The sequence below is a fragment of the Thalassospira sp. SN3W genome, assembly GCF_038070535.1.
Classification (GTDB): Bacteria; Pseudomonadota; Alphaproteobacteria; order Rhodospirillales; family Thalassospiraceae; genus Thalassospira; species Thalassospira xiamenensis.
Genome location: NZ_CP121124.1, coordinates 1568818 through 1593438, shown reverse-complemented (window position 1 = coordinate 1593438; position 24621 = coordinate 1568818). Strand labels below are relative to the sequence as shown.

Sequence of the window (24621 nt, the reverse complement as noted above, 5' to 3'; positions counted from 1 at the left end):
CGTCATGGCCGGGATTGACCGGAGCGGGGTGTTCGTCCGAAGGCGGCTTGTCTGCGCCCCATTGGCGAGGATGCCGAAGCTCCTAGTTTATCCTGACTTCCCTGATTGCGGGAAGCCCGGTTTTAGGTTGGGTGCTTTGCCGTCGCATCCGTTAATCCGTTGCGTCCTGATGGGGATCTGTACGCAATAATACCGGATGACGGGAGCACATACCGCTCGGACTGAAAATGGCCGGACGTTCGTGTATAATAAATAGCATCAAGTCTTGGGGGGATAAGCCTATGGAATTTAGTGACGAAAAACTTATGTCTATGGTTGTTTCAGCTGACAATGATGCTTTCATTGCTGGAGTTGAACCTAAGAAGCGTGTGTTTCCGGTGATTCAGTCGGTAATGAGGCAGCTTGGATATGAGAGTTACGTTCTAGCAGGCTTACACGAAGATCCTTTAGTTGGAAGGATTCAGAGGCTTCATTCATCAATGTATAGGTCGAAAGATTTAGCTACGGGTGGGGTGCATGGTGGTGTGTACATGTTCCGTGACGTTTTTGTCCAAATCAGCATCCCTATGATTTATGGGCAAGTTGAACTTGATATTCTTAGTCTTACGGACATGAGTGATTTGCAGAAAAAGCTACTATGTATGAATCCGGAGTTCCTTGCCCAATTTGCAGACCAGCTGATTGATGTATTTGATTTTGGCGCAGGGCTCGTTGGCTTCGATGATGCGGTGAAACTTGAAGATGAACTGCTTCCAAAGTTTGAACTGGCTAAATACCAACTGCACGCTGCTGCGGCGGTCCTATGTAGTTCCTTTGATTACCGGGGAGCACTGCAAAGTGGCCTGCTTGCAGCGGAACTGGTTCTTAAAGCAGGACTTTCCGCCTCTGGATACACGGCCTCTCAGCTAAAAGGGCTAGGTCATAATCTTGACAAGTGTGTGAGCGCATTTTGCGAGAAGAATAGCGCTGCAGATTTTGATCGAATGTCCCATGCCTCCAAAGCTTTACCAAAGTTCGTTGAAAACAGATACTCGTCTGCTCAGCCTGACCGAAGAAGTGCGGGTGAGTTTGTAATGACCAGCCAATACATTGCTGGTGAGGTTGTCCGGCAATTTTCAAAGTGGTCCATTAGGGAAAGAATTGTTGACTTTCCAAATCGGTCTTATCCTTAAATGCAGCTTTTTGGTTGCGTAATGGGGAGCATTCTGACAGATTAAATGCAACCGGGAGGTTGCTTAAATGGCCAATAGCATTGAAAAGAAAATCGAGATCAACGCTCCGCGCCAGCGTGTCTGGACGGCTTTGACGGATCACAGGCAATTCGGAACATGGTTTGGTGTGAATATCAAAGATGCCTTTGTCGTCGGGCAGGTTTCAAATGGCCAGATCACGATTGAAGGTTTCACGCATGTGAAATGGCAATCGACCATCAAGGCGATGGAGGAACCAGCCTATTTTGCCTATACGTGGCATCCCTATGCGATTGAGCCGGATGTGGATTACAGCAAGGAGCCGGAAACGCTTGTCGAATTCTGGCTTGAAGAAAAAGCGGGTGTGACACGGGTGATCGTGCGCGAAACCGGCTTTGACAAACTGCCTGCACATCGTCTTTCGGCGGCCTTGCAGGCCAACACAAATGGCTGGGCGTTCCAGTTGGAAAATATCAGGAAATATGTCGAAAACTGAAAATCACATGCCGGGATCTGGTGGTGATCCGGGGTTTGCCGAAATCTTTGCCGCTTTGGGCGATCCGACCCGACTGGCGATTTTTGATCGGCTATCGGACGGTCAGGCGCGGTCAATCGCATCGCTTTCCAATGATGCGGACATGACCCGGCAGGCGGTGACGAAACATTTGCGCGTGCTTGAAATGGCGGGGCTGGTCGAAAGTCATCGGATCGGCCGCGAAAGCCGATATGCTTTTTGCCCGGATCGGTTGGCCCTTGCTCGTGCGTGGCTTGACCATGTTGCGGGGCGCTGGGATTCTGCCCTGATGCGGCTTAAGTCCTTTGCTGAACAAAGCAGCGATTAATCCGCGGCAAGCTTTTGAAACCAAAATATTATTAGGCGATGCTTATCCCATCCTGATGGAGATGATGCGTCATTTTGCTTTGCGATCTGCGGTTTTGCGGCTATCCCTTCGGCCGTTGAACCGGTCGGGAGGACCGGAAAACGAACGGTGATGTGTCGGGGCTTGTGCCATCACCGTCGGGGAGAACGGGAAGGAAGGATCGTAAAATCATGAACACCAAAGATATCGTCTATATCGCGCTGTTTGCGGCTGTGACCGCCGTGCTTGGGCTGTTTCCACCCATCACCCTGCCGATTACCGGGGTGCCGGTGACCGCGCAATCGCTGGGGCCGATGCTGGCCGGGGCGATTTTGGGGGCGCGTCGTGGCGGGCTTTCGATCCTGCTGTTTGTTGTGCTGGTTGCGCTTGGCCTGCCGCTTTTGTCGGGTGGTCGCGGTGGTTTTGGCGTTCTTCTGGGGGCGACGGGGGGCTTTATCGTTGGCTGGGTGATTTCAGCCTTTGTGATCGGCCTGCTGATTGAAAAATTCTGGGACAGGCTGAATGTCGTTAACGCGGCATTGTCGATCGCGATTGGCGGGATTGTTGTCCTGTATGCGATTGGCAATCTTTGGGTCAGCATCGTTGTTGAAATCAGTTACTGGAAGGCGACCGTCGGTGCCGCACCGTTCCTGATTGGCGATGTGATCAAGGTTGCGATTGCGACGGCGGCCTGCATGGCGGTCCGTCTCGCCTATCCCTTGATTTCCAGGGCACGCTAGGTTTTGATGAGGCGCGGTCATCAGATCGCGCCTTTTGCTGTTATTCCCTGTCTGAAATTTTGCGCCGGGTGCCGATGATCACGCTTGAAAATGTCACCGTGGAATTCGATCAGCGTCGCGTGCTTGACGATATTTCACTGTCACTTTCCGAAAAGCGGATCGGGATTGTCGGGGCCAATGGATCGGGCAAAAGCACGTTTGTCCGGCTTCTGAACGGGCTTCAGGTGGCATCGTCGGGGACTGTGCGCATCGATGATTTCGATGCGGCCAAAGACGGGCGCAAACTGCGCCGTCATGTCGGTTTTGTCTTTCAGAACCCGGATAATCAGATCGTCTATCCGGTGGTCGAAGAAGACATCGCCTTTGGCCTGAAGGCGTTGAAACTGCCAAAGGACGAGATTGACCGTCGTATCGACGAGATCCTTGCGCGATATGGCCTGTCGGATTTCAAAACCCATCCCAGCCATTTGTTAAGCGGCGGGCAGAAGCAGCTTCTGGCGGTTTCCGGTGTGCTGGCGATGGCGCCGCGTTACATCATCTTTGACGAGCCGACCACCTTGCTTGACCTGCGCAATCGCAACCGGGTCGAACGCGCGATTGCCGAGCTGGATCAGACCGTCATCACCGTTTCCCATGATCTTGATCTGATTGCCGGTTATGACCGGGTGCTGGTGTTTGAAAACGGCCGGATCGCCTGTGACGATGTCCCGGCCATCGCCATTGCCCGCTATCGGGAGATGATGGCGTGATTGCCGGTCTTTACATCGATGGCAATTCCGCCTTGCACCGGGCGGCGGCGGGGTTAAAGGTGCTTGCCCTTGTCCTGCTGGGGACCGGTGTTTTCCTGATCCCTGACTGGCCGGTTCTGGCGGTGGTGCTGGTGACGGTTTTTGTCCTGTATCCGGTTTCGGGTTTTGGCCCGCGCATCCTTTGGGCACAGATCAGGCCGATATTGTGGTTGCTGGTCCTGTTCTTTGCCGTGCAGCTTTGGCTCAATGACTGGCAGGCGGGGCTTGTGGTGATTTTCCGGCTAGCCGCGATTGTTACCTTCGCCGGGCTTGTCACCCTGACGACCAGAACGTCCGACATGCTGGCCGCGCTGGAACGGGCAATGAGGCCGTTGGCGCGGTTTGGGGTGAACCCGGAAAAGGTCAGTCTGGCCTTTTCGATGGTGTTGCGCTTTATCCCGGTGATTGCGCAAATCGGTCATGAAATCCGCGATGCACAACGCGCGCGCGGGCTTGATAAATCGGTGCTGGCACTTGTCGTACCGCTGATTATCCGCACGCTTAAAACGGCGGATGATGTGGCCGATGCTATTGATGCACGCAGCTTTGACCCGGATTGATCTTCAAAAAAAGACCCGGCACGCCTACAGGGACGAGGCGCGTGCCGGGTGAAAACCGCTTGGGTGCGGGTTCTGATGCGGTTACCTGGTCTCAGGCGATACCAAGATGCCATGCGTGGAAACGCAGATGGTCTTCGATAAAGCTCGCGATGAAGTAATAGCTATGGTCGTAGCCTTCCTGCATGCGCAGGTTCAGCGGATAACCGGCGTGGCTTGCCGCGGCAAAAAGCGTATCGGGTTTAAGCTGCTCGGCAAGGAAGCCATCGGCATCGCCCTGATCAACAAGGGCGGGGGTTTGCATATCCTTGGCAGTGGCGGCCTTCATCAGTTCGGAGCTGTCCCACTGTTTCCAGACGGATTTGTCATCGCCGAGATAATTGCCAAGCGCCTTCTGGCCCCACGGGCAATTGATCGGGTTTGAAATCGGGGAAAAGGCCGTTACCGATTTGAACATGCCGGGATTTTTAAGCGCGATCATAAGCGCACCGTGCCCGCCCATCGAATGGCCGGAAATCACCGCATCATCGGAAATCGGGAAATGATCACGGACAAGGGCCGGAAGCTCCTTGGTCACGTAATCATACATGCGGTAATTGCGTGCCCACGGTTCCTGCGTCGCGTTGACGTAAAAGCCGGCACCCTTGCCGAAGTCATAGGCTTCTTCTTCGTCATCGGGGACATGGTCGCCGCGCGGGCTGGTGTCGGGGGCGACGATGGCAATGCCAAGCTCGCTTGCGATGCGAAACGCGCCGGCCTTCTGCATGAAGTTTTCATCCGTGCAGGTCAGTCCCGAGAGCCAGTACATCACCGGCACACGGTTGCCCTTGCCCGCCTGACGCGGCAGGAAGATGGCAAACCGCATATCGCAGCCCAGCACATCGGACCGATGGGTATATTGTTTGTGCCAGCCGCCGAACACCTTGTTGCTGGATGAATTTTCAATGCCCATTTTATTCTCCCGTTCGCCCGCCTTGCCGGAATTTCACCGGCAAGACGGGATTTTTGTATGAAGCCAGATGGTCTTAGTAATGAATGACCGAACGGATGCTTTCGCCTTCATGCATCAGGTCGAAAGCTTCGTTGATGTCTTCAAGCTTCATGGTGTGGGTGATGAAATCGGACAGTTTGAATTCACCCTTCAGGTAGCGTTCGACATAATCGGGCAGTTGCGAACGGCCCTTGACCCCGCCAAAGGCGGTGCCGCGCCAGACACGACCGGTGACAAGCTGGAACGGACGGGTCGAGATTTCCTGACCGGCACCGGCAACACCGATAATCACCGACTCCCCCCAACCCTTGTGGCAGCATTCAAGGGCGGAACGCATCACATTGACATTGCCGATGCATTCAAAGCTGTATTCAACGCCGCCATCGGTCATATCAACGATGACTTCCTGGATCGGCTTGTCATAGTTTTTCGGGTTGATGCAATCGGTCGCGCCAAGCTGTTTGGCGAGTTCGAATTTCTTTTCGTTGATATCAATGGCGATGATGCGGCTGGCGCCGGCCATTTTGCAGCCGATGATGGCCGAAAGACCAATGCCGCCCAGACCGAAAATCGCAACGCTATCGCCCGGTTTGACCTTGGCCGCGTTGGTGGCGGCACCCATGCCGGTTGTGACACCGCAACCCAGCAGGCAGACTTCTTCAAGCGGGGCGGTTTTGTTGACCTTGGCAATCGAGATTTCCGGCAGAACCGTATATTCCGAGAAGGTCGAGCAACCCATATAATGGAAGATCGGTTTGCCATTCTGCGAGAAACGCGTGGTGCCATCGGGCATAAGTCCCTTGCCCTGGGTGGCGCGGATTTTCTGGCACAGGTTGGTTTTGCCCGATTTGCAGAATTTGCATTCGCCGCATTCCGGGGTGTAAAGCGGGATCACGTGATCGCCGACCGCAACGCTGGTCACACCTTCGCCGATTGATTCAACAATCCCGCCGCCTTCATGGCCAAGGATGGCGGGGAAAATGCCTTCGGGGTCGTCGCCCGACAGGGTAAAGGCATCGGTGTGGCAAACGCCGGTGGCAACGATGCGCACACGGACTTCGCCGGCCTTGGGCGGGGCGACCTGAACTTCTTCAATCGATAGCGGCTTGCCCGCTTCCCAGGCAATGGCGGCTTTGCAGGTGATGATTTGGGCGCTCATGTCGCTCCTCCGGCTTGAATGATTTACTGCCAACAGTGTATTTATTTCCCCTGATCTGATAATCCGGTATTTCGGTAAATGACTTTTACGGTGGTGTAATAATGAATGCGTGGGACGGGATCAGCGAATTCGTCGCCGTGACGGAACGCAAAAGCTTTACGGCAGCCGCCAAGCAGCTTGGCATTTCCGTGGCCCAGGTCAGCCGCCAGATCACCGCGTTAGAAGAAAAGCTTGGCGTTCAGCTTTTTTACCGCACCACGCGTAAGGTCAGTGCGACCGAAGCCGGACAGGTTTATTATCAGCATTGCCGACAATTGCTTGATGGCTTGCAGGAGGCGGAACGCGCAATCGGCACCCTGACACAGGTGCCGCGTGGCAAGCTTAAACTGACCGCGCCGACAACCTACGGCGAAACCGTGATTGCGCCGCTGGTGAATGATTTCGTCGCGCGATATCCGGAACTTGAAGTCCAGTGCCGCTTTACCAACCAGAAACTTGATCTGGTGCTTGAAGGTTATGACATGGCGATCCGGCTTGGGCGGCTGGATGGCACGACCGGCAGTTTGATGAGCCAGCAGCTTTCAACCCGCCGCCTTTATGCCTGCGCATCGCCAGCCTATCTTTCCAAACGTGGGGAACCGCATTCGCTTTCGGAGCTGGCGCGCCATAACTGCCTTGTCGGGACGCTGGATTATTGGCGGTTTGAAGAAGACGGTCGCGAACGCACCATCCGCATTCACGGATCGATCCATGCCAATAGCGGGCAGGCGCTTTTGGATGCGGCGCTTAAGGGCATCGGCATTGTCCAGTTGCCGGATTATTACGTCGATCCGTGGATCGCCAGCGGCGATCTGATCCCGGTCCTGTCCAAATTCCAGCCGACCGATGAAGGCATCTGGGCGCTTTACCCGACCAACCGGCATCTTAGCCCCAAGATCAGGATGCTGGTGGAGCATTTGGGGCGGTATTTGGGGTGATTTTGTTACCGAACGGTATCATTCGTCTTGAAATCGAGGAAATGATACCGTTCGGTATCGCTTAATGGTTCTGGCAGCGCGATTTAATGTCTTCCAAGGCGAGATCAAGCAGGCTTGTATCCGCAATTGTTCCGCGCGTGGCTTGGCGCAGTTTGGTTGCTGCTTTTTCGGTTAGCTTGGAGAGTGTTGCAAGTTCGTCGATCACCAGTTTCGGACTGATATTGATATCGGATGCAAAAGATTCCCAATGTTCGCGGCCAAGCAGTTTCGGGTTGCGTTCGCCACCGATGGACATGGCAAGGAGAATGCGTTGCTCTTTGTAAAAATTACGAAATGCTGCGGCGTTATTGAGGTCATAAAGCGGGGCGAGGCGCACACCGCCAGCCTGCCAGATCAGGCTGTAATTTTTGGCATGCGCATCAGGATTGCCGACAAGATATTGGAAAATGGCATATCGTAGCAGCAGCAGTTTATCGCGGGCAGGATCAAGGCTGAAATCAAGCGCGGCAAACATTTTTTTCCAGTTTGGGCCGCCATCACGCTCGTATTTCTGATGCGGAAAATATCCGAGCGCCTGACAGAAATCTTCCTGATGCAGGCGGGTCAGATATCGTTGGCCGGATCTTTCGCGCAATGTCCGGTCGTATCGTGCGACAAGCATGAAAATCTGATCTTCTGCCTGCAAAATGTGTGACCGGGGGCAGGGAAGCCCGATTTCACGGGCGATTTCAAGGCAATAATGTTCGACGCGGATCGATTCCGGAAGGCCCTGAATATCGGTCTTGAGGATGTGGGAACTTGGTGTGTTGCCATGCGGCAGGGCAATCTTTTCGCCGGTTCGAATAACAACGGCCTTGTCATGCACGCCTGCCAGCGAAATGCGGACTTCGCCTTGCGCATCAACGAATAGGGGACGTGCGGGCAAGTCGCGGATGTGCCTGGCAAGTTCTGCTTCGTCGAGAATGCGATATTCCGGATGGGTTGTATCTTCGGGGGTTTCAGCAGTACCGACCGGGGCGATGGATACGGCCCCCGCACAATCCTTGCCAAGGGCAAATAGCATTGCAAATTCGTCATCTGCGGCGATGTCGTGATCTTTGCTTAGAACAAGAGCAAGTTTTCGGCGGGTCAATTTGTTGTCCGGCAACAGCCCGGCAAAGAAAGGCCCGCATTCAGCATCATCAAACCAGTGATTTTCAACCGCTTGGGTCGGTACCGGCAGGCGAAGGGACAGTTGGGGGGTGACGGTTTGAGCAGTGGCAGATCGGTGGATGTGATCGGGGCTATAGCGAAAGCGCAGGCCACCCTTATCGTCGGTGCCAAGTGTGCCGATTTCGATACCGTGCAATCGAACAGAGGCTTCCTGTGCCATTAAAGCCCCTCGTCAATGTCGATGATTTCGGAAGCATCGTTTGGTGTTGTGGTGGCCTGAAGATCGGTCAGCGATAGTGGACTGCCCAGTAAAACGAACAGGCGAATGATCATGTCAATGGGTGGGGTGCTGCTGCCGCGCTCGAATGACGATAGCCATTTTCGGCTGTAGCCGATAAGGGCCGCGGTCTGGCTTTGGGTAAGGCCGCGCTGCTTGCGTAAGCTGCGCGCGGCCTTGCGTATATCGTCAATGTTTCGAATGATCATTATGTCACCGAACGGTTTCTTCCTTGCCTGAGGCAAGGTTATGTAACTATTCGGTATCATTCAAGCAAAATGCGCTACTTTGACACCAAACGGTATCAAAGTAGCGCATGAAAAATTTACTGTGCCGTCCAGCCACCATCGACCGACATATGCGTGCCGGTCATCTGTGATGCGGCGTCCGAGCACAGGAACAGGGCGGTCTGGCCGATCTGTTCGGGGGTGACGAACTGTTTAGACGGGTGTTTGTCCGATACCAGATTGGTTGCGGCCTGTTCGATGGAAATGCCGCCTTCCTTGGCCTTGGCTTCGATCTGGCGTTCGACCAGTTCGGTGCGCACCCAGCCCGGGCAGATTGAATTGGCGGTGATGCCGCTTTCGGCGGTTTCAAGGGCTGTTACCTTGGTCAGGCCCATGATGCCGTGTTTGGCCGCGACATAGGCGGCCTTTTGCACCGATGCGACCAGACCGTGGGCGGATGCGGTATTGATGATCCGGCCCCAGTTTTTCTTTTTCATGTTCGGCAGGGCAAAGCGCGTCGTGTGGAAGGCCGAGGTCAGGTTGATCGCAATGATCGCATCCCATTTTTCCGGCGGGAAATCTTCGATGAGTGCTGTGTATTGAATGCCGGCATTGTTGATCAGGATATCGGCACCGCCGCCGAATTTTGCGGCGGCGTCCATCATCATTGCTTCGATCTGATCGGGTTTGGAGAGGTCCGCGCCGTTGTAATGCGCGGTCACGCCAAATTCGGTTTCAAGCGATTTGCGGGTGGCCTCGATTTCGTCCTTGTCGCCAAAGCCGTTTAGCATGATATCCGCCCCGGCCCCTGCGAGGGCCTTGGCCATGGCATGACCGATGCCGCTGGTGGAGCCGGTAACAAGTGCGCATTTGCCTGTCAGCATGATGTTTCTCCCTGTGGGTGAGGAGTTGTTCCTCCTCATAAGTGAGGGTCAGGGCCCACTAATTTGATTGTAATGGCAGGTGTTATATTTGCGAAATCCAAGGAAAAGCACGCCGGGCGGGTCGGCATCCCGGACAAGGGATTTGACGCCGGAGTTCGCAAATATAACACCTGTCCTTCGGATCAATCGGATTTGCACGGGCTACTTTGTCGCAAAACCTTGAAAGATAAATATCTTCCTGCGGTTTTGCTTCGCGTATCCGCACAAATCTGATTGACCATTTCAATCAAATTAATGGGTCCTGACCCTATGGATCATGCCGCAATGCAACATGGGTGGCAAGATCAACCGGAAATGCCATATTTGCGAAGCTTGCGGGCAATCGCCGTGTGCGAGATGCCAAGCCGTTCGGCAAGCTTCCGCGAGCTTGGATAATCCGGGTAAAGGCGCGCCAGCATTTCACGTTCGAGCATGTCCAACCCGTCGGCAAGTGTACCTTGGGCGATGGCGGCATTGATCGGGTCGGTTGCGGGGGCGGTGGTTGCCTGATCGCGGAGTCTGCCGGGTTCGTCCGTGGCCGTGGCGGGCGGGTTGCTTGCGGTTGTGGTCAGGTCGCGTGCGGTCAGGATATCGCCATCCAGAAGGGCGACCGCCCGGAATAATGTGTTTTCCAGTTCGCGCACATTGCCGGGCCAGTCGTGGCTGGCAAGCCAGGACAGGGCATCCCTTGCGATATGGGGTGTTGCGCGTTCGGTTTGCTGGGCGGTGCGGGTGACGAAATAAAGGGCCAGTTCGGCAATGTCTTCGCGCCGGTCGCGCAAGGGCGGCAGGGTGATGCCAAGGACGTTGAGGCGGAAATAAAGGTCTTCGCGGAATGTGCCGTCATGCGACATGGCGTCAAGATCGCGGTTGGTCGCACTGATGATGCGGACATCTACCGCGATTTCATCCGTGCCGCCCACACGCCGGAACCGGCCATCCTGCAACACGCGCAGAAGCTTTGCCTGCAGATACGGTGTCAGTTCGCCGATTTCATCCAGAAACAATGTGCCGCCATCGGCCAGTTCCAGAAGCCCCGGCTTGCCGCCGCGCCGCGCACTGGTAAAGGCCCCGGCGGCATAGCCAAACAGTTCGCTTTCGGCCAGTCCTTCGGGCATGGCAGCACAGTTTAGCGCCAGAAAAGGCTGATCGGCCCGGTTGCTTGCGCGGTGGCAGGCGCGGGCGAAAAGCTCCTTCCCCGTGCCGGTTTCGCCGAGGATCAGAAGCGGGGCATCGACCGATGCCAGGCGTTTTGCCTGTGCCTTGACCCGTGCCAGAACCTTGCTTTGGCCGATGATGTCGTCAAATCCGGTGTGGCTTCGATCCTGAAGGGCGGTCATGACGCGGCCAAGGCGCGCGGCCCGGTGAAACACCATGACCCCGCCCCATGGTGCGTCATCGGCGGCATCGGTGCCGTCATCGACATGGCCGATGGGTTCGACCTGTAGCAGATAGGTTTGCCCGCCCAGCGTGACTTCGCGTTCCGGCAGGCGGAAATGGCTTTGGCGCAGGTCATCAATATCCGGGTCGGTCAGGAAATCGGCCAGTGGCCGGTCGCGCAGCGGCGCATCGGGGGAACCGGCGATATTTTGTGCTGCCGGGTTGGCCTGTGCGATCAGGCCGTTGGCATCCACCGCGATCACCGGATCGCCAAGGGCGGCAAGGGTTGCGTGCAGTTGGGCGCGCCTGCGTTCGGTCGGCAGGCGGTCAATCGGTTTGACGTCCTCAATGCCGGGTAGTTGCATCAAACGATGGGCCAGCAGTGGAAAACGTTCCGGCCGGATTGCCGGGATATCGGCAAAGATATGGTGGGTCGTGACCTCAAAGGCGCGGATATCAAGCTTGAAATCCGCCAGCACATTGACGACGTCCCGCGTGATGCCGACCCTGTTTTCCCCGGTGATTTCAAAACGCATGACTGTACCGAAATGTTTACACTGTATCGAAAACTATACAGTTGTAAGGGACTGTTTTCCAGTGGTTTTGGCGAAATGTCGCGGTTGGGAAAAGTATTCGTAAACTTAAGTTTACACTTGAGCGATGCGGGGGTTTACCAAGTATCTGAAATGAAAGGGTTTTCAATTCTGGCACGGGCCTTGCGGAGATGGCAGCAGAACACTTCAAATAACGGGAGCCTTTCATGTCTGATCCGCGTCACACCAAATCCGGTTTTGCCACCCGCGCCATCCATCATGGGTATGATCCGCAAAGCCATAATGGCGCGCTGAACCCGCCGGTTTACATGAGTTCCACCTTTGCATTTGAAACAGCAGAGCAGGGCGGGCGCATGTTTGCCGGGGAAGAGCAGGGCTTTATCTATTCACGGATCGGCAACCCGACGCTGGCCCTTCTTGAAAGCCGTCTGGCGGTGCTTGAAGGTGGTGAAGCGGCCCTTGCAACCGCATCGGGCATGGGGGCGATTACGTCGGTCTTCTGGACCTTCATTGCGCCGGGCGACGAGATCATTGTCGATCGCACGCTTTATGGCTGCACGTTTGCCTATTTCCGCCACGGGCTGGAAAAATTCGGGATCAAGCATACTCATGTCGATCTGACCGATCCGAAGGAACTTGAAAAGGCGATCTCGGACAAAACCAAGATCGTTTATTTCGAAACCCCGGCCAACCCGAACATGCGCCTGGTCGATATCGAGGCCATTTCCGAGATCGCCCATAAACATGGGGCGAAGGTCGTGGTCGATAACACCTATTGCACGCCGTATCTGCAGCGCCCGATTGAGCTGGGGGCTGATATTGTTGTGCATTCGGCGACCAAATATCTGGGCGGTCATGGGGACCTGATGGCCGGTGCGGTGATTGGCCGTGCGGAAGACCTTGAGCAGGTTCGCCTTGTTGGCCTGAAAGACATGACCGGTGCGGTCCTGTCGCCGCAGGATGCCAATCTGGTGATGCGGGGGCTCAAGACGCTTGAACTTCGTATGGAACGCCATTGCGACAATGCGGAGAAAATCGCGGCCTTCCTTGAAAACCACCCCAAGGTCGAAAAGGTTTTCTATCCCGGTCTTGAGAGCTTTGCGCAATATGAACTGGCGAAAAAGCAGATGGCCCGCTTTGGCGGCATGATCGCGTTTGAACTTAAAGGCGGGATCGAGGAGGGCCGCAAGCTGATGAACGGGCTTAACATGATCACGCGCGCGGTCAGCCTTGGCGATGCCGAAACCCTGATCCAGCACCCGGCATCAATGACCCATTCGACCTATACGCCCGAAGAACGTGCGGAGTATCAGATCACGGATGGCCTGATCCGCCTGTCGGCGGGCCTTGAAAGCATCGACGATATTCTTGCCGATCTTGAACAGGCGCTGGACGGGGATCAGATGGCGATTGCCGCTGAATAATCCCGGAATCCCTGAACAAGGGAGGCGGACCGCAAATCCCCCAAACGATTTGCGGTCCGTATAAGGTTGCGCATGGTGTGGGTGCCGTTCCGCGCCATGCGTAATCGCCTTGGTGGCGTTGGGGCATCCCGAATCGGCATCGGTAACGGATAAAAATCAACTCCGGGCCTGTGTGCCACATTCGACGAATTTCAAAAAACTTGCGTGGGCTGAACGAGGGTTTTTTGAAAGTTTCGTCAATCCTGCGATTTTTGTTGCTTTCGCTTGATTGGCATCGCGCAGCAGCAAAAATACGCAATCCCATACCGAAATAAGGCGTGCGGCAAAACCGATGAGATCGGGCCGAAATGCCAGCGAGAGGCGAGAACAAGATGTCAGCACAAAACAGCACACCTGAAATTGGCGAAATGATCGAAGCAACCTCGACCGGGCGCGTGGCGGCCAAGGATCTTGAGATGCTGGGCCAGATTGAAAAAAAGGTGCGCTGGCTATCAAGCTGGACCATCCATAACGCCAACCATATCCGCCCGAAACGCGATGGCATCAAGGTCGGCGGGCATCAGGCGAGCTGCGCATCGATGACAACCTTGATGACCGCCCTTTATTTCAACGTCCTGCGCCCGCAGGACCGGGTCGCGGTGAAGCCGCATGCATCCCCGGTTTTCCATGCGATCAATTACCTGTTTGGTCGCCAGTCGAAAGAAAAGCTTGAAAACTTCCGCGCATTTGGCGGCGCGCAATCCTATCCGTCGCGGACCAAGGATGGCGATGTTGTCGATTTTTCGACCGGGTCGGTCGGGCTTGGGGCGGCGGTCACCAACTTTGCGGCGCTTACGCAGGATTACCTGCGTTACAAGGATATGCTGCCACGTGGGGAACAGCCCGGTCGCATGGTGGCCCTTGTTGGCGATGCGGAACTGGATGAAGGCAATATCTATGAGGCGCTTCTTGATACCTGGAAGCATGATATTCGCAATGTCTGGTGGGTGATCGATTACAACCGTCAAAGCCTTGACGGCATGATTGATGCACATCTGTTCCGCGTGATTGGCCGGTTTTTCCGGGCGGTCGGCTGGAACGTCATCACCATCAAATATGGCCGCAAACTGCATGATGCCTTTGCCAAGCCGGGTGGCAAGTCGCTTAAAAAATGGCTGAATGAGGCACCGAATGATGTCTATTCCGCCCTGACCTTCCAGGGCGGTGCGGCATGGCGCAAACAGATCCTTGGCGATATGCCGGGCGACAATGCGCTGGCAAGTTTGCTTGGCGATTATGATGACGATGCCCTGCATGACCTGATGACCAATCTGGGCGGGCATTGCATGGAAGCGGTCCTTAATGCGTTTGATTCCGTGCCCAATGACAAGCCGACAATCTTTATCGCCTATACGGTCAAGGGCTATGCCACCCCGCTTCAGGGGCATAAGGACAACCATGCGGGGCTTATGAATGTGGCCCAGATGGACGCATTCAAAAAACAGAACAATATCGGGGACGGGCAGGAATGGGATTACGCCGCCGGTCTTGACGTCGCCGAGGATAAGGTGCGTGCCTATATCGACGCCGCCCCGTTTAATGATGGCAAATCGCGCAAGAAGCTTGCAACCGTCATCGATATTCCCGAAATGCCCTATGCGCGGGTTGATACATCGAGCACGCAGGAAGTCTTTGGCAAAATCCTGAACGAGCTTGCGAAAATGAAGGATAGCGATCTGGCCGACCGGATCGTCACCACATCGCCCGATGTGACGGTATCGACCAATCTTGGCGGGTTTGTGAACCAGCGCGGGCTGTTTGCGCGCGAAAATCTTGCCGATGAATTCCGCGAACGCAAGGTGCCCTCGGCCCAGAAATGGATCAGATCGCCCGAAGGCCAGCATGTCGAACTGGGCATTGCCGAAAACAACCTGTTTTTGAACCTTGCCGCGCTTGGCCTGTCGCACAGCCTGTTCGGGCAGCGGCTGTTCCCGATTGGAACGCTTTATGATCCGTTCATTGCGCGCGGCCTCGATGCGTTGAATTATGCCTGTTATCAGGATGCGCGGTTTATGGTTGTTGCCACGCCAAGCGGTATTACGCTGGCGCCCGAAGGGGGCGCGCATCAGTCGATTTCAACCCCGATGATCGGCATGGGGCAACCGGGCCTGACCAGTTTCGAGCCAAGCTTTGGCGACGAACTTGCGACCATCATGGGCTGGTCATTTGATCATCTGCAAAATCCCGATGGCGGGTCGGTTTATCTGCGCCTGTCGACCAAGCCGCTTGCGCAGCCCGAACGTGATCTTTCCGATGCCACCAAATCTGAAATCGTATCGGGTGGGTACTGGCTGCGTGAACCGGGCGAGAATTGCAAGATGGCGATTGCCTATTGCGGCGCGATGGCCCCCGAAGCGATTGCCGCGTGGGAAAAACTTGAAGCCGATCATCCGGGGATTGGCTTGCTTGCCGTGACCTCGACCGACCGGCTTTATAACGAATGGCAGGATCTGGAACGGGCGCGACTTGAAGGCAAGGCCGATGGCCGCATGGCCCATATCGAAAACCTTCTGAAACCGCTGGCATCCGATGCGCGTCTTGTCACGGTGATTGATGGTCATCCGGCGGCGATGGCGTGGCTTGGTTCGGTCCGCGGTCACGCGGTCGCCCCGCTTGGCGTCAATGCGTTTGGCCAGTGCGGCGACAGCATTGATCTGTATAAATATTACCAGATCGATACCGATGCGATCATTCGCGCGACCAAGCGTTGGGATTGATATCCATCTGGAAATCTGCATCAATGGCCGGGAAATTCCCGGCCATTTTGCTTTGTCGGCGAAAATGTAATCGGGGTCACTTGCGCTGGCCTTGGGATGTGCACACATCTGCGCGCTGTATGCTGTGACACTATCGATCATTAGCGCTTTGGGGGCTTTGGTTATGGAATATCTGATGTTGCTGGCGGGCCTTGTCGGTCTGTTTTTCGGCGGCGAGGCGCTGGTGCGTGGCAGTGTCGGGATTGCGCAGCGTCTGGCGATGCCGCCGCTTCTGATCGGCCTGACCGTGGTTGGCTTTGGCACATCGACCCCGGAATTGCTGGTTTCGGTTGATGCGGCCCTGCGCGGGGTTTCCGATATTGCGCTTGGCAATGTTGTGGGATCGAATATTGCCAATATTCTGCTGATCGTGGGTGTGTCAGCCCTTGTCTGGCCGATCCGGGTTTCTGGCGATACCCTGAAACGCGACACGGCGGTGATGATGGCGGCAGCCATTGCCCTTGTGCCGATCTTTGCCTTCGGGATGATGGGGCGGGTTGCCGGGGGTATCCTGTTTGTATCGCTTGTTGCCTATCTTGTGTTTGCCTATCGCCAGTCGCGCAATGCGCCCAATGCGCCACTTGCCGATGAGGGTGATCTGCCGGTTCCGGCGCGTGGATTGTGGCTGTCGCTGGTCTGGGTGATTGGCGGGCTGGTGGCGTTGATGTTTGGCGCGCGTTTCATGGTCGATGGGGCGGTAACAATTGCCCGGACCTTTGGCGTGTCAGAGGCGTTTATCGGGCTTACGGTCGTGGCGGTTGGCACGTCCTTGCCGGAACTCGCGACCTCGTTAATCGCGGCGTTGCGAAAGCAGTCGGAAATTGCCATCGGCAATATCGTCGGATCGAACATTTTCAATATTCTGGGTATTCTTGGCCTGACCGCGATCATTACCCCGATCCCGGTTGCCAGCCGTTTCCTGACCTTTGATCTGCCGATCATGATCGCGGTGTCGCTGGTTCTGACTGTGTTGCTGCGCCGTCAAACCATCGGGCGGGGGATCGGGATCGTGATGCTTGTTGCCTATGGCGGATATGTTTTTGCCGCACAGTGAAATATTGCCAGCCAGCACGACCGCGATCCGGCCTTGTGCGGGGCATTGCGATCAGGGGCCTTGCCGGGAAAAGTTCGAAAGGAGGGCCGCGTGCCCTCCTTTTTTGTTGGGGGATTTATCGGTTGCCGTTATTGACGGGGATGCGAATTACAAATACTAGAAAAAATCGCATTTATAAAAATTGAACAATAATTAAGTGTTCAATAACGGGCCGGGAAATGAACCAATCCGATGAAATTTCGCAACTATCGCGCGCTTTATCCGGCCATACCGGCCAGCACGCATAAGGAAGCCATCCGTGCCGGGTTCGGGGCGCTGATCGGGCTGGGGATTGCCGGTTTTGTTCTGTCGTTCTTTGATCTGCAGGGGGCGGGGCTTTATCTGATTGCGCCGTTCGGGGCGTCGTCCGTGCTGCTGTTTGCCGTGCCAAACAGCCCGCTGGCGCAGCCGTGGTCGGCGATTGTCGGCAACTCTGTTGCCGCCCTTGCCGGGGTTGCCGTTTGTTATGTGATCCCCGATCCGGTTTTGCGGGTGGCGGTGGCGGTCGGGCTTGCGATTACGGTCATGATTCTGGCGCGTGCGGTTCATCCGCCGGGCGGGGCGGTTGCGATGGTTGTTGCGATGAACCCGGATATCGCAAACGAGCTTGGCTTTCGGTTTGCCCTGACACCGGTTGCCGCAATCACGTCCATTCTTGTTCTGACGGCAGTACTTTATGCCCGGGCAACGGGGCGGAAATATCCGCTGCGTCACTTCGATGACAAGGGGCCGTATCAGACAGCGGACCGTTCCCCGATTGAACGGCTTGGTCTGGACGAGGGGGAGTTGAATTCGATTTTGCAGCAATATCGCCAGTCGCTGAACCTTGGCGTTGAAGACCTGGCGCGCCTGATCGGGGCGGCCGAATTTCAGGTCGCGGCCCATCGCGCTGGTCCGGTCACGGCAGGCCAGATCATGTCACGCGATCTGGTGACGGTGAATGCCAAAACCCCGCTTAACGAGGTCGCCGATCTGTTTCGGCGGCACGGATTTACGTCATTGCCGGTCATTGAGGATGATGGACGTTTTATCGGGGTGATTTTCCAGATCCATCTGATCCGGCGTGCAACCGAAGACGCCCTTCGTCTGGATCGCGGATTGCTTGCCGCCATGGCGCGCCTGATTGATCGTCGTCGCAATGTCCCGATCCGGGCCATCGAAATCATGTCGGTGACAGAACCGCGGGCAACGGCGAATACTCCGATTGCCGCCCTGCTGCCATTGATGGCGGATGGGGCCTGTGATGCGGTTCCGGTCCTTGAAGATAACCGGATCATCGGCATTGTCACCCGAACCGACCTTATCGCCGCATTGGCCCATGCCGGGTTGAAGGGCTAGGTAACGTCGAAGGTGTCGATCAGAAAAACGCCTGTTTGATGCCATCAATGATGAACTGGACCGCAAGGGCGGCCAGGATCATGCCGAGCAGGCGGGAGATAACCGTGGCGACCGTCGGGCTCAGGCGTTTGGCGACCAGATTGGCCAGCAGGAACATGGTCAGTGCGCACAGCATGACAAGGCCGACAACCGCGACGACGCTGACCTGCATCACCACGCTGTCTTCATATTTGCCCATCAGCAGCATCACGGTCGCGATGGAGCCGGGGCCGGCAAGGAACGGGATCGACATCGGGAAGATTGAAATGTCGTCCGGTTCTTCGTCGGGTTGCGCCGGTTTGGCATCGGTGATCTGCTGATCAAGTTCGTGTTCGTCTTCAAGTTCCTGATGAACCTGTTCGGCGCGCTGATTGCGTTTCTGGCTGCGGCGTTCAAACAGCATTTCAAGCGCGATCAGGAACAGAAGCGTTCCGCCGGCAATCCGGAAGGCCGGCATATGTATGCCAAAAATGCCAAGCACGCTTTCGCCGATAACGGCAAAGGCGGCAAGGATCAGGAAGCTTGCGATACAGGCCCGGATCGCCATGCGGCGGCGATGTCTGGTATCGGTGCCCTGTGTGAGGACGATGAAGACCGGCACCAGCCCGATCGGATCGATGATCACAAATAACGTGACAAAGGCCGGGATCAGTTCGCTCAGCATGTCTAGGCTTGGCATCTGGTTTCCTTTGTCCGTTCTGTAAGCTGATCGTTGGCCATAGTGCCAATTGCGACCGGATTTGTCGCCGCAAAACTGGGGCCGTATATCGGCCCGGTCGCGCAAGGTAAACCTTTATGTCGGCTGCAAAATGCAATCGGCTGTTGTCGATTTTCGTGATTTTAACGGCTGCGGCGGCGATTGCGTCCGTATCGTCCGGCATTTTCCGGCCAGTCGATATAATCAACGGGCTTTTTGCGTATCCATCGGATGAATGTCTGCATATCGGGATGGGCGATGATTTTTTCCGGTACATCGAAATCGCGCGCCAAGGTGGTTTCGTCAAACAATCGATGGATCATGCGATGACAGACGCGGTGCAGCCATTGGGTATCCGTGCCGCCCTTTGATTTCGGCGTCCAGTGATGGCGGTCGACACTGTCGCCCGCGATCATCATCCGCCCGCAAATCGGGCAGGGACCAAGTTCCTGATCTGGCGTGGGCGATAGGGGCATGAAAGAAGCACGTGGTTATTGTCAGGTTGGGCTATTTTGTGCCGGGAGGTCGCCGGTTTTCAAAGAATTTCTGCCACGTGCCGGGTTTAAGGTCGCGCAATGCCCGGATGCGGGCGCTGACCGGTGGGTGGGTATCAAGCAATAAGGGTGGTTGCGTGCTGCGATAAGGGATCAGGCGCAAACGGCGGCGATTGATCTGATCGATATGCAAAAGGGCCTCGATCATGTCTTCGGGGCCGTTCAACAGGTCGCTTGCGCCGTGATCGGCAATGAATTCACGATCCCGGATCACGGCGCGCTGCAACAGGAAGCTTACGGTCGGGACCACGCCAAAGACAATGACCATCCAGTTCGGCGGATCAAAATCGCCAAAAATGAAAAGCATCAATCCGAACAGGGCAATGGTCCATGTGGCCCGATACAGCACGTCGGTCATCAGAAGGATGCGCGTATCGCCGTGCCATGCATGGGCGATTTCATGGGCCAGCAGGGCGCGCATCTGGCGCGGGGAAAGCGTATGAAGGGCATCATTTGATATCGCGATGGTCGTTTCTTCGGCGGTGCCGGTGGTGATTGCATTCACCCCCTTGCCCGGCAGCAGGAAAAGCTTTGGCAGGTAATCAAGTCCCGCACGGCGCGCCAGCATCGCCGCCATTTCGTGAATGGCAGGGAAGGAAGCGGCATCCAGCGGGCGGGCGCGCAATAATTTCATCAGGACTTCGGGGGATATCATCGGGGCAAGCACAAGCATCAGTGCAACGGCAATCGCGGCCGAAATTGCCATGGATAATCCACCGAGCATCCATGCGCAGGTCGCCAGAACCCCGGCCATGCAGGCCATTAACGGGAAGGTGTGCGAATTGCCGCCCGGACTGATGGCAAGAAAGCGTTGCAGGAAGACAGGCAGGCTTGAGGGTTCGTTTTCCATGGGGTGTCCCGATTCTTTTTCCCTGACTTAAAAGGTATGTTTTTAGATGTTAAGGGCAAGGGCAACATACCTTTGCCTGTGCCTTGCGACGTGCTCCAAGGGTAAGCCAAACGCGCGCCGCCTGATTTGAGTTGGCGCAATTCAAATGAGAAAAAGGAAGATTTCCAACAGGTTGTCGGAAATTCCGGCATGTCCGCCTTCGGGCATGTTTTTTCGGATTCGCGGCAAAACGCAGCATTCCGCAATGCCGGAACCAGCGTATTATTGCCCGCAAATCGTTGAAGTTCCTTAATTTGTTAACACATCCTTATATGTTGCCCTAGAATAGTGCTTATGCAATCGGATAGGTGGCTCGTAACAGGTTTGTCGCGGGTCGCTTGGCGCGTGCGCCATATTTGATGTGATACAAGATTTGCTGCGAACGGGGTTTGGGAAGGAACACAATGACCCTGCTGGACAAAATCCAGTCGGTCCGCAAGGCGGGCGCGACACGGGAAGGGGATCGCACCCCGCTGGAACGGGTGTTCTGGCGGTCGATTGCCCTTGTCGGCGGATTCAGCATGGTCATCAATATGCTGAACATGGTCATCCCGATCTATTCGATGCAGGTATTTGACCGTGTCCTTTCCAGCCGCAGTGTCGATACGCTCTTGCTTCTGACGCTTGGCATCGCGTTGGTGCTGCTGTTCATTGCGTCGATGGAACAATTGCGTTCGCGCCTTTTGATCCGGGTTGGCACCGCACTTGATCTTCGGCTTGGCGGGGATCTGTTTGCCCATGTCGTGCAACAGGCCGCGCGCGGCAACAATATGCGCCAGCGACCGTTGCGCGATCTTTATGGTCTGCGCGGGTTCCTGACCGGATCGGGCCCCTTTACCCTGATCGATTTCATGTGGGCCCCGGTCTATATCGGTGTGGTGTTCATCTTTGACACGCGGCTTGGGCTTGTGGCCTGTGCCGGGGCGACGATCCTGATCCTGATCGCGATTGCCAACGAGGCGGCGGCAAAGATTTCGGTCGACCGGTCCGAAGAAAGCCAGAACCGCGGCATCGCGCAGGAAGAAACCTATATCCGCAATGCCGAGGCGATGGAAGCCATGGGCATGACCCCGTCCGCACGCCAGCGCTGGCAGGCTGATCAGTCCGATGCGTTGTATTGGGAAGGCCAGGCCAGCCGACGGGTCGGGACATCGACAACGCTTTCGCATTTCATCCGTCTGGCCATGCAGGTCTGTTTTATCGGGGTTGGGGCCTATCTGGTGCTGTCCGAGAGCATCACGATCGGGATCATGGTGGCCTCCATGATCATGGGGATGCGCGGGCTGGCACCCTTTGATGGCGCGGTTTCGGCATGGCGCAGCTGGAATTCGGCGCGCAATTCGTTCGAACGGCTGAACAAGATTCTTCTGGATAAACGTCAATCGACACCTGCGCCGCTCCCACGCGGGCGCGGTATGTCAGTTTCCGTGGATCGTCTGGTTTTTGCCCCGCCGGGCAGCCGCAATGTTCTGTTCAAGGGATTTTCCTTCAAGGCCGGGCCGGGGCAGGTGATTTCCATCGCCGGGTTCAACGGGGTTGGCAAAACGGCCCTTTTGAAGCTGATCATGGGCATCTGGGTGCCCGGATCGGGATCGGTCAAACTTGATGAGATCGAGGCATCGCGCATTGATCGCGGCGAACTTGGCCCGCAGGTCGGCTATCTGTCGCAGAACCCGTTCCTGTTTCCCGGGACGATTGCCGAAAATATTGCCCGTCTTGGCAATGCAGAGATGCGCGACATCATTCAGGCGGCCGAACTGGCGGGGGCGCATAAATTCATCCTTGATCTTCCCGATGGCTATGAAACCCGGGTTGAACGGGGCGGGCGCAACCTTTCGGGCGGGCAGCGCCAGTTGATCGCCCTTGCCGCGGCGCTGTTCGGGCGGCCGCGCATGTTGTTGCTTGATGAACCGACAACCGCCCTTGATGACAATGGTGTTGGCCATATCAGCGCGTTGATCGATATCGTGCGCCGGGCCGGGATTACGACCTTTATCGTCAGTCACGAACGCGAAATTCTGACACGCGCCGATGCGATTCTTGCCCTTGCCAACGGTCAGATTCAGGTTGTGCCGGTGCGGGGCAAGATCGATCAGATGGGTGAGCCGCCGGCACCGATGGCATCGCCTGCTGCTGCACCGGTATCTGATGGGCAAATGCGGATCACGCCCAAACGGATTGCCGTGCCCAACCCGGATGCACCGCGCCCGATCATTGAAAAGAATTCGGCGCAAAATCAAACACCGGAACAGCCGCCCCTACCGGCAGGCATCATGCCGACGCCGACCCGCGCACAGGCCAGCCGTGTCGCACAGGCCAAGTCAAAGGCCGGGATCGAGCGCACCGAAATGGTGCCGCAACCGACCCCGGGCGGCACCATGATGACCATGCGCCCGGCCACCCGCAAGAAGGCCGAAACAACAGCGGACGACCGTGCCGAACGGATGCGCATTGCCCGTGAAAAGCAGGAAAAACAAAGACTGAGCGCGCGTAAAACCGCGCGTGAAGCCGCCCTTGAGGCCAGCCGCAAGGAAGCGCGTGCACAGGTTCTGGCGAAAAAGGCCGCCGCGCGGGAAGAAGCCCGCAAGGCGCGAAGTGGAACACAGCAGTCTGCCGCCGCCCCGCGCCCGAAACGCAGTGACCCGCCAAAGCTTCGGGTGGTTGAAGGATCGGCTGGTCGCAGACAGGGTGGTGTCTGATGGCAGGGGTGGAGCTTCCAACCGCGCGTGAACTTGAAACCGATGTCAGACCGCTGGTGCGGATCGGTCTTCTGATTCTGATCCTGGGTGTTGGGTCGGTGTTCTTGTGGGCGGCAACGGCGCGCATCAATTCCGCCGCAACGGCAAGCGGCGTGGTGGCACCGTTTTCGGGCAGGCAGAGTGTTCAGCACCTTGAAGGCGGGATCATTCGCGACATTCTGGTGCGCAATGGTGCGCGTGTGCAGGGTGGCGATGTCCTGATCCGGCTTGACGATACGCGTGCGCGGGCCAGTTATGACCTGCTTAACAACCGCTATCTTAATGCGCTGGCGACACAGGCACGCCTGATTGCCGAACGTGGCGGCAGGGACAGAATTCAGTTTCCCGCGCCGCTTTATGATCCGAAATATGCCGGGATTGTTGAATCGCAGGAAACCCTGTTTCAAAGCCGGATAAACGCGTTTCGCGGTGAACTTGAACTTTATGACGAACGGATCAAGGAACTGCGCCGCGAAATCATCGGCACGCAGGAACAGAAAACCGCATCCGAACAGCAGGTTGGCATCGTCAAGGAAGAGCTGGCCATGGTCAAACCCATGGTCGATCTTGGCTATGCCAGACGCACCCGTCTGCTTCAGCTTGAAAGCCGGTTGGTCGAGGTTTTGGGTAATATCGGGCGGTTTTCGGCCGATATCGCGCGCATCGAACAACAAATCCAGCAGGTCAAATCCAGTCAGGCCCAACTGACGCGTGACAATCTGCAAACCATCAATACCGAGCTTCGCGATATCCAAGGCGAGATTTCAGACCTGAATGAACGGTTACGCTCGGCCGAGGATATTCTGGTGCGGTCCGACATCAAGGCACCGCGTTCCGGTACGGTCACCAATTTGCAGTTTTCCACCGTTGGCGGAGTGATCCCGCCCGGTGCGCAAGTGCTTGAAATCGTGCCGCAGGACGACAAGCTAGTGATCGAGGCACGGGTATCGCCAAACGACATTGATGTCGTGCATGAGGGGCTTGAGGTTAATATCCGGGTGACGGCTTTCAGCCAGCGCTGGTTTGCGCCGGTAAAGGGTATAGTTTCCGATGTGTCGCCGGATCGTCTGACCGACCCGGAAGGTCGCCCGTATTTTCAGGCAATGATCGAAATCGATTCGGAAAGCCTTGCCGAACATGAAGGCATGATTTTATCGCCGGGAATGGCAGCACAGCTTGAAATCGTCACCGGTGCCAGAACGATTCTCGCCTATCTGTTTGCTCCGATCACCGACAGTTTTGATCGCGCATTCCGCGAACAATAGGTCTTCCAGCCCGA

22 protein-coding genes are annotated in these 24621 nt (G+C 56.2%); 13 read left to right on the top strand and 9 right to left on the bottom strand.

Going from position 1 to position 24621, the window contains the following annotated elements:
* Window positions 1-281 precede the first annotated feature (281 nt).
* The 6 genes from P8T57_RS07035 to P8T57_RS07010 all read left to right on the top strand — a co-directional run bounded on the left by P8T57_RS07035 (window position 282) and on the right by P8T57_RS07010 (window position 4138).
* Window positions 282-1172, top strand: coding sequence for a hypothetical protein (locus P8T57_RS07035; RefSeq protein WP_341365000.1), 891 nt, complete (start codon window positions 282-284; stop codon window positions 1170-1172).
* Window positions 1173-1239: 67 nt separating this feature from the next.
* Window positions 1240-1686 carry an SRPBCC family protein gene (locus tag P8T57_RS07030; protein WP_341364999.1) on the top strand — a complete coding sequence of 149 codons (447 nt, stop codon included), beginning with the start codon at window positions 1240-1242 and terminating at the stop codon, window positions 1684-1686.
* Entirely contained in the window at window positions 1673-2032 is a 360-nt protein-coding gene (locus P8T57_RS07025; RefSeq protein ID WP_007088870.1) for a metalloregulator ArsR/SmtB family transcription factor, read from the top strand. Before P8T57_RS07030 ends, P8T57_RS07025 begins: the two co-directional genes overlap by 14 nt.
* A 209-nt stretch (window positions 2033-2241) precedes the next feature.
* Window positions 2242-2790: a biotin transporter BioY gene (locus P8T57_RS07020; RefSeq protein ID WP_341364998.1), complete on the top strand. Its 549-nt coding sequence runs from the start codon at window positions 2242-2244 to the stop codon at window positions 2788-2790.
* Window positions 2791-2864: 74 nt separating this feature from the next.
* Window positions 2865-3539 carry an ATP-binding cassette domain-containing protein gene (locus tag P8T57_RS07015; RefSeq protein ID WP_341364997.1) on the top strand — a complete coding sequence of 225 codons (675 nt, stop codon included), beginning with the start codon at window positions 2865-2867 and terminating at the stop codon, window positions 3537-3539.
* Entirely contained in the window at window positions 3536-4138 is a 603-nt protein-coding gene (locus tag P8T57_RS07010) for an energy-coupling factor transporter transmembrane protein EcfT (protein WP_341364996.1), read from the top strand. The genes P8T57_RS07015 and P8T57_RS07010 overlap by 4 nt, the downstream gene beginning before the upstream one ends.
* A 91-nt stretch (window positions 4139-4229) precedes the next feature.
* Here the strand turns inward: P8T57_RS07010 and fghA are convergent, their stop codons facing one another.
* A complete protein-coding gene (gene fghA, locus P8T57_RS07005) occupies window positions 4230-5087 on the bottom strand; it encodes an S-formylglutathione hydrolase (protein WP_114109471.1) in 858 nt (285 codons plus the stop codon).
* 73 nt (window positions 5088-5160) lie between these two features.
* The gene (locus tag P8T57_RS07000) at window positions 5161-6270 is read right to left on the bottom strand and encodes an S-(hydroxymethyl)glutathione dehydrogenase/class III alcohol dehydrogenase (protein ID WP_341365368.1); all 1110 of its coding nucleotides are present in this window, start codon (window positions 6268-6270) and stop codon (window positions 5161-5163) included.
* Window positions 6271-6386: 116 nt separating this feature from the next.
* On the opposite strand from P8T57_RS07000, the gene P8T57_RS06995 reads away from it, so the two are divergent.
* Entirely contained in the window at window positions 6387-7262 is an 876-nt protein-coding gene (locus P8T57_RS06995; protein WP_341364995.1) for a LysR substrate-binding domain-containing protein, read from the top strand.
* A gap of 61 nt (window positions 7263-7323) precedes the next feature.
* Here the strand turns inward: P8T57_RS06995 and P8T57_RS06990 are convergent, their stop codons facing one another.
* From P8T57_RS06990 to P8T57_RS06975, 4 genes are all read right to left on the bottom strand, one after another.
* Window positions 7324-8634, bottom strand: a complete 1311-nt coding sequence (locus tag P8T57_RS06990; RefSeq protein ID WP_341364994.1) for a type II toxin-antitoxin system HipA family toxin — start codon at window positions 8632-8634, stop codon at window positions 7324-7326.
* On the bottom strand, window positions 8634-8900 hold the full coding sequence (locus P8T57_RS06985) for a helix-turn-helix transcriptional regulator (protein WP_341364993.1): 267 nt from the start codon (window positions 8898-8900) through the stop codon (window positions 8634-8636). Before P8T57_RS06985 ends, P8T57_RS06990 begins: the two co-directional genes overlap by 1 nt.
* Window positions 8901-9016: 116 nt before the next feature.
* Window positions 9017-9802, bottom strand: a complete 786-nt coding sequence (locus tag P8T57_RS06980) for a 3-hydroxybutyrate dehydrogenase (protein ID WP_341364992.1) — start codon at window positions 9800-9802, stop codon at window positions 9017-9019.
* 344 nt (window positions 9803-10146) lie between these two features.
* A complete protein-coding gene (locus P8T57_RS06975) occupies window positions 10147-11757 on the bottom strand; it encodes a sigma 54-interacting transcriptional regulator (RefSeq protein WP_341364991.1) in 1611 nt (536 codons plus the stop codon).
* Between the two features lie 224 nt (window positions 11758-11981).
* Between P8T57_RS06975 and P8T57_RS06970 the strand changes: the two genes are divergently transcribed.
* From P8T57_RS06970 to P8T57_RS06955, 4 genes are all read left to right on the top strand, one after another.
* Window positions 11982-13199 (top strand): methionine gamma-lyase, encoded by a 1218-nt coding sequence (locus tag P8T57_RS06970; protein WP_341364990.1) that lies wholly within the window; start codon window positions 11982-11984, stop codon window positions 13197-13199.
* A 371-nt stretch (window positions 13200-13570) separates the two neighbouring features.
* Window positions 13571-15955, top strand: coding sequence for a transketolase (locus P8T57_RS06965; protein WP_341364989.1), 2385 nt, complete (start codon window positions 13571-13573; stop codon window positions 15953-15955).
* A 163-nt stretch (window positions 15956-16118) separates the two neighbouring features.
* A complete protein-coding gene (locus tag P8T57_RS06960) occupies window positions 16119-17048 on the top strand; it encodes a calcium/sodium antiporter (protein WP_063092717.1) in 930 nt (309 codons plus the stop codon).
* Window positions 17049-17279: 231 nt separating this feature from the next.
* Window positions 17280-18425 (top strand): HPP family protein, encoded by a 1146-nt coding sequence (locus P8T57_RS06955; protein WP_341364988.1) that lies wholly within the window; start codon window positions 17280-17282, stop codon window positions 18423-18425.
* Window positions 18426-18444: 19 nt separating this feature from the next.
* On the opposite strand, the gene P8T57_RS06950 is transcribed toward P8T57_RS06955, so the two are convergent.
* The 3 genes from P8T57_RS06950 to P8T57_RS06940 form a co-directional block, all read right to left on the bottom strand.
* Entirely contained in the window at window positions 18445-19143 is a 699-nt protein-coding gene (locus tag P8T57_RS06950) for a MarC family protein (protein WP_114093483.1), read from the bottom strand.
* A 161-nt stretch (window positions 19144-19304) separates the two neighbouring features.
* The gene (locus P8T57_RS06945; RefSeq protein ID WP_341364987.1) at window positions 19305-19637 is read right to left on the bottom strand and encodes an HNH endonuclease signature motif containing protein; all 333 of its coding nucleotides are present in this window, start codon (window positions 19635-19637) and stop codon (window positions 19305-19307) included.
* 31 nt (window positions 19638-19668) lie between these two features.
* The gene (locus tag P8T57_RS06940) at window positions 19669-20565 is read right to left on the bottom strand and encodes a M48 family metalloprotease (RefSeq protein WP_114093484.1); all 897 of its coding nucleotides are present in this window, start codon (window positions 20563-20565) and stop codon (window positions 19669-19671) included.
* A gap of 443 nt (window positions 20566-21008) precedes the next feature.
* Between P8T57_RS06940 and P8T57_RS06935 the strand changes: the two genes are divergently transcribed.
* Both P8T57_RS06935 and P8T57_RS06930 read left to right on the top strand, forming a co-directional pair.
* Window positions 21009-23303: a type I secretion system permease/ATPase gene (locus P8T57_RS06935; RefSeq protein ID WP_341364986.1), complete on the top strand. Its 2295-nt coding sequence runs from the start codon at window positions 21009-21011 to the stop codon at window positions 23301-23303.
* The gene (locus P8T57_RS06930) at window positions 23303-24607 is read left to right on the top strand and encodes an HlyD family type I secretion periplasmic adaptor subunit (RefSeq protein ID WP_341364985.1); all 1305 of its coding nucleotides are present in this window, start codon (window positions 23303-23305) and stop codon (window positions 24605-24607) included. The genes P8T57_RS06935 and P8T57_RS06930 overlap by 1 nt, the downstream gene beginning before the upstream one ends.
* The last annotated feature ends 14 nt before the right edge of the window (window positions 24608-24621 follow it).

What these genes read in the sequence shown, in the direction of transcription:
- P8T57_RS06955 (WP_341364988.1), top strand. Translation starts at nt 17,280, where the DNA reads ATGAAATTTCGCAACTATCGCGCGCTTTATCCGGCCATACCGGCCAGC.
- P8T57_RS06970 (WP_341364990.1), top strand. Translation starts at nt 11,982, where the DNA reads ATGTCTGATCCGCGTCACACCAAATCCGGTTTTGCCACCCGCGCCATC.
- P8T57_RS06995 (WP_341364995.1), top strand. Translation starts at nt 6,387, where the DNA reads ATGAATGCGTGGGACGGGATCAGCGAATTCGTCGCCGTGACGGAACGC.
- P8T57_RS06975 (WP_341364991.1), bottom strand. Translation starts at nt 11,757, where the DNA reads ATGCGTTTTGAAATCACCGGGGAAAACAGGGTCGGCATCACGCGGGAC.
- P8T57_RS07030 (WP_341364999.1), top strand. Translation starts at nt 1,240, where the DNA reads ATGGCCAATAGCATTGAAAAGAAAATCGAGATCAACGCTCCGCGCCAG.
- P8T57_RS06965 (WP_341364989.1), top strand. Translation starts at nt 13,571, where the DNA reads ATGTCAGCACAAAACAGCACACCTGAAATTGGCGAAATGATCGAAGCA.
- P8T57_RS06980 (WP_341364992.1), bottom strand. Translation starts at nt 9,802, where the DNA reads ATGCTGACAGGCAAATGCGCACTTGTTACCGGCTCCACCAGCGGCATC.
- P8T57_RS06930 (WP_341364985.1), top strand. Translation starts at nt 23,303, where the DNA reads ATGGCAGGGGTGGAGCTTCCAACCGCGCGTGAACTTGAAACCGATGTC.
- P8T57_RS06945 (WP_341364987.1), bottom strand. Translation starts at nt 19,637, where the DNA reads ATGCCCCTATCGCCCACGCCAGATCAGGAACTTGGTCCCTGCCCGATT.
- P8T57_RS06950 (WP_114093483.1), bottom strand. Translation starts at nt 19,143, where the DNA reads ATGCCAAGCCTAGACATGCTGAGCGAACTGATCCCGGCCTTTGTCACG.
- fghA (WP_114109471.1), bottom strand. Translation starts at nt 5,087, where the DNA reads ATGGGCATTGAAAATTCATCCAGCAACAAGGTGTTCGGCGGCTGGCAC.
- P8T57_RS06940 (WP_114093484.1), bottom strand. Translation starts at nt 20,565, where the DNA reads ATGGAAAACGAACCCTCAAGCCTGCCTGTCTTCCTGCAACGCTTTCTT.
- P8T57_RS06960 (WP_063092717.1), top strand. Translation starts at nt 16,119, where the DNA reads ATGGAATATCTGATGTTGCTGGCGGGCCTTGTCGGTCTGTTTTTCGGC.
- P8T57_RS07015 (WP_341364997.1), top strand. Translation starts at nt 2,865, where the DNA reads ATGATCACGCTTGAAAATGTCACCGTGGAATTCGATCAGCGTCGCGTG.
- P8T57_RS07025 (WP_007088870.1), top strand. Translation starts at nt 1,673, where the DNA reads ATGTCGAAAACTGAAAATCACATGCCGGGATCTGGTGGTGATCCGGGG.
- P8T57_RS07035 (WP_341365000.1), top strand. Translation starts at nt 282, where the DNA reads ATGGAATTTAGTGACGAAAAACTTATGTCTATGGTTGTTTCAGCTGAC.
- P8T57_RS06985 (WP_341364993.1), bottom strand. Translation starts at nt 8,900, where the DNA reads ATGATCATTCGAAACATTGACGATATACGCAAGGCCGCGCGCAGCTTA.
- P8T57_RS06990 (WP_341364994.1), bottom strand. Translation starts at nt 8,634, where the DNA reads ATGGCACAGGAAGCCTCTGTTCGATTGCACGGTATCGAAATCGGCACA.
- P8T57_RS07020 (WP_341364998.1), top strand. Translation starts at nt 2,242, where the DNA reads ATGAACACCAAAGATATCGTCTATATCGCGCTGTTTGCGGCTGTGACC.
- P8T57_RS06935 (WP_341364986.1), top strand. Translation starts at nt 21,009, where the DNA reads ATGACCCTGCTGGACAAAATCCAGTCGGTCCGCAAGGCGGGCGCGACA.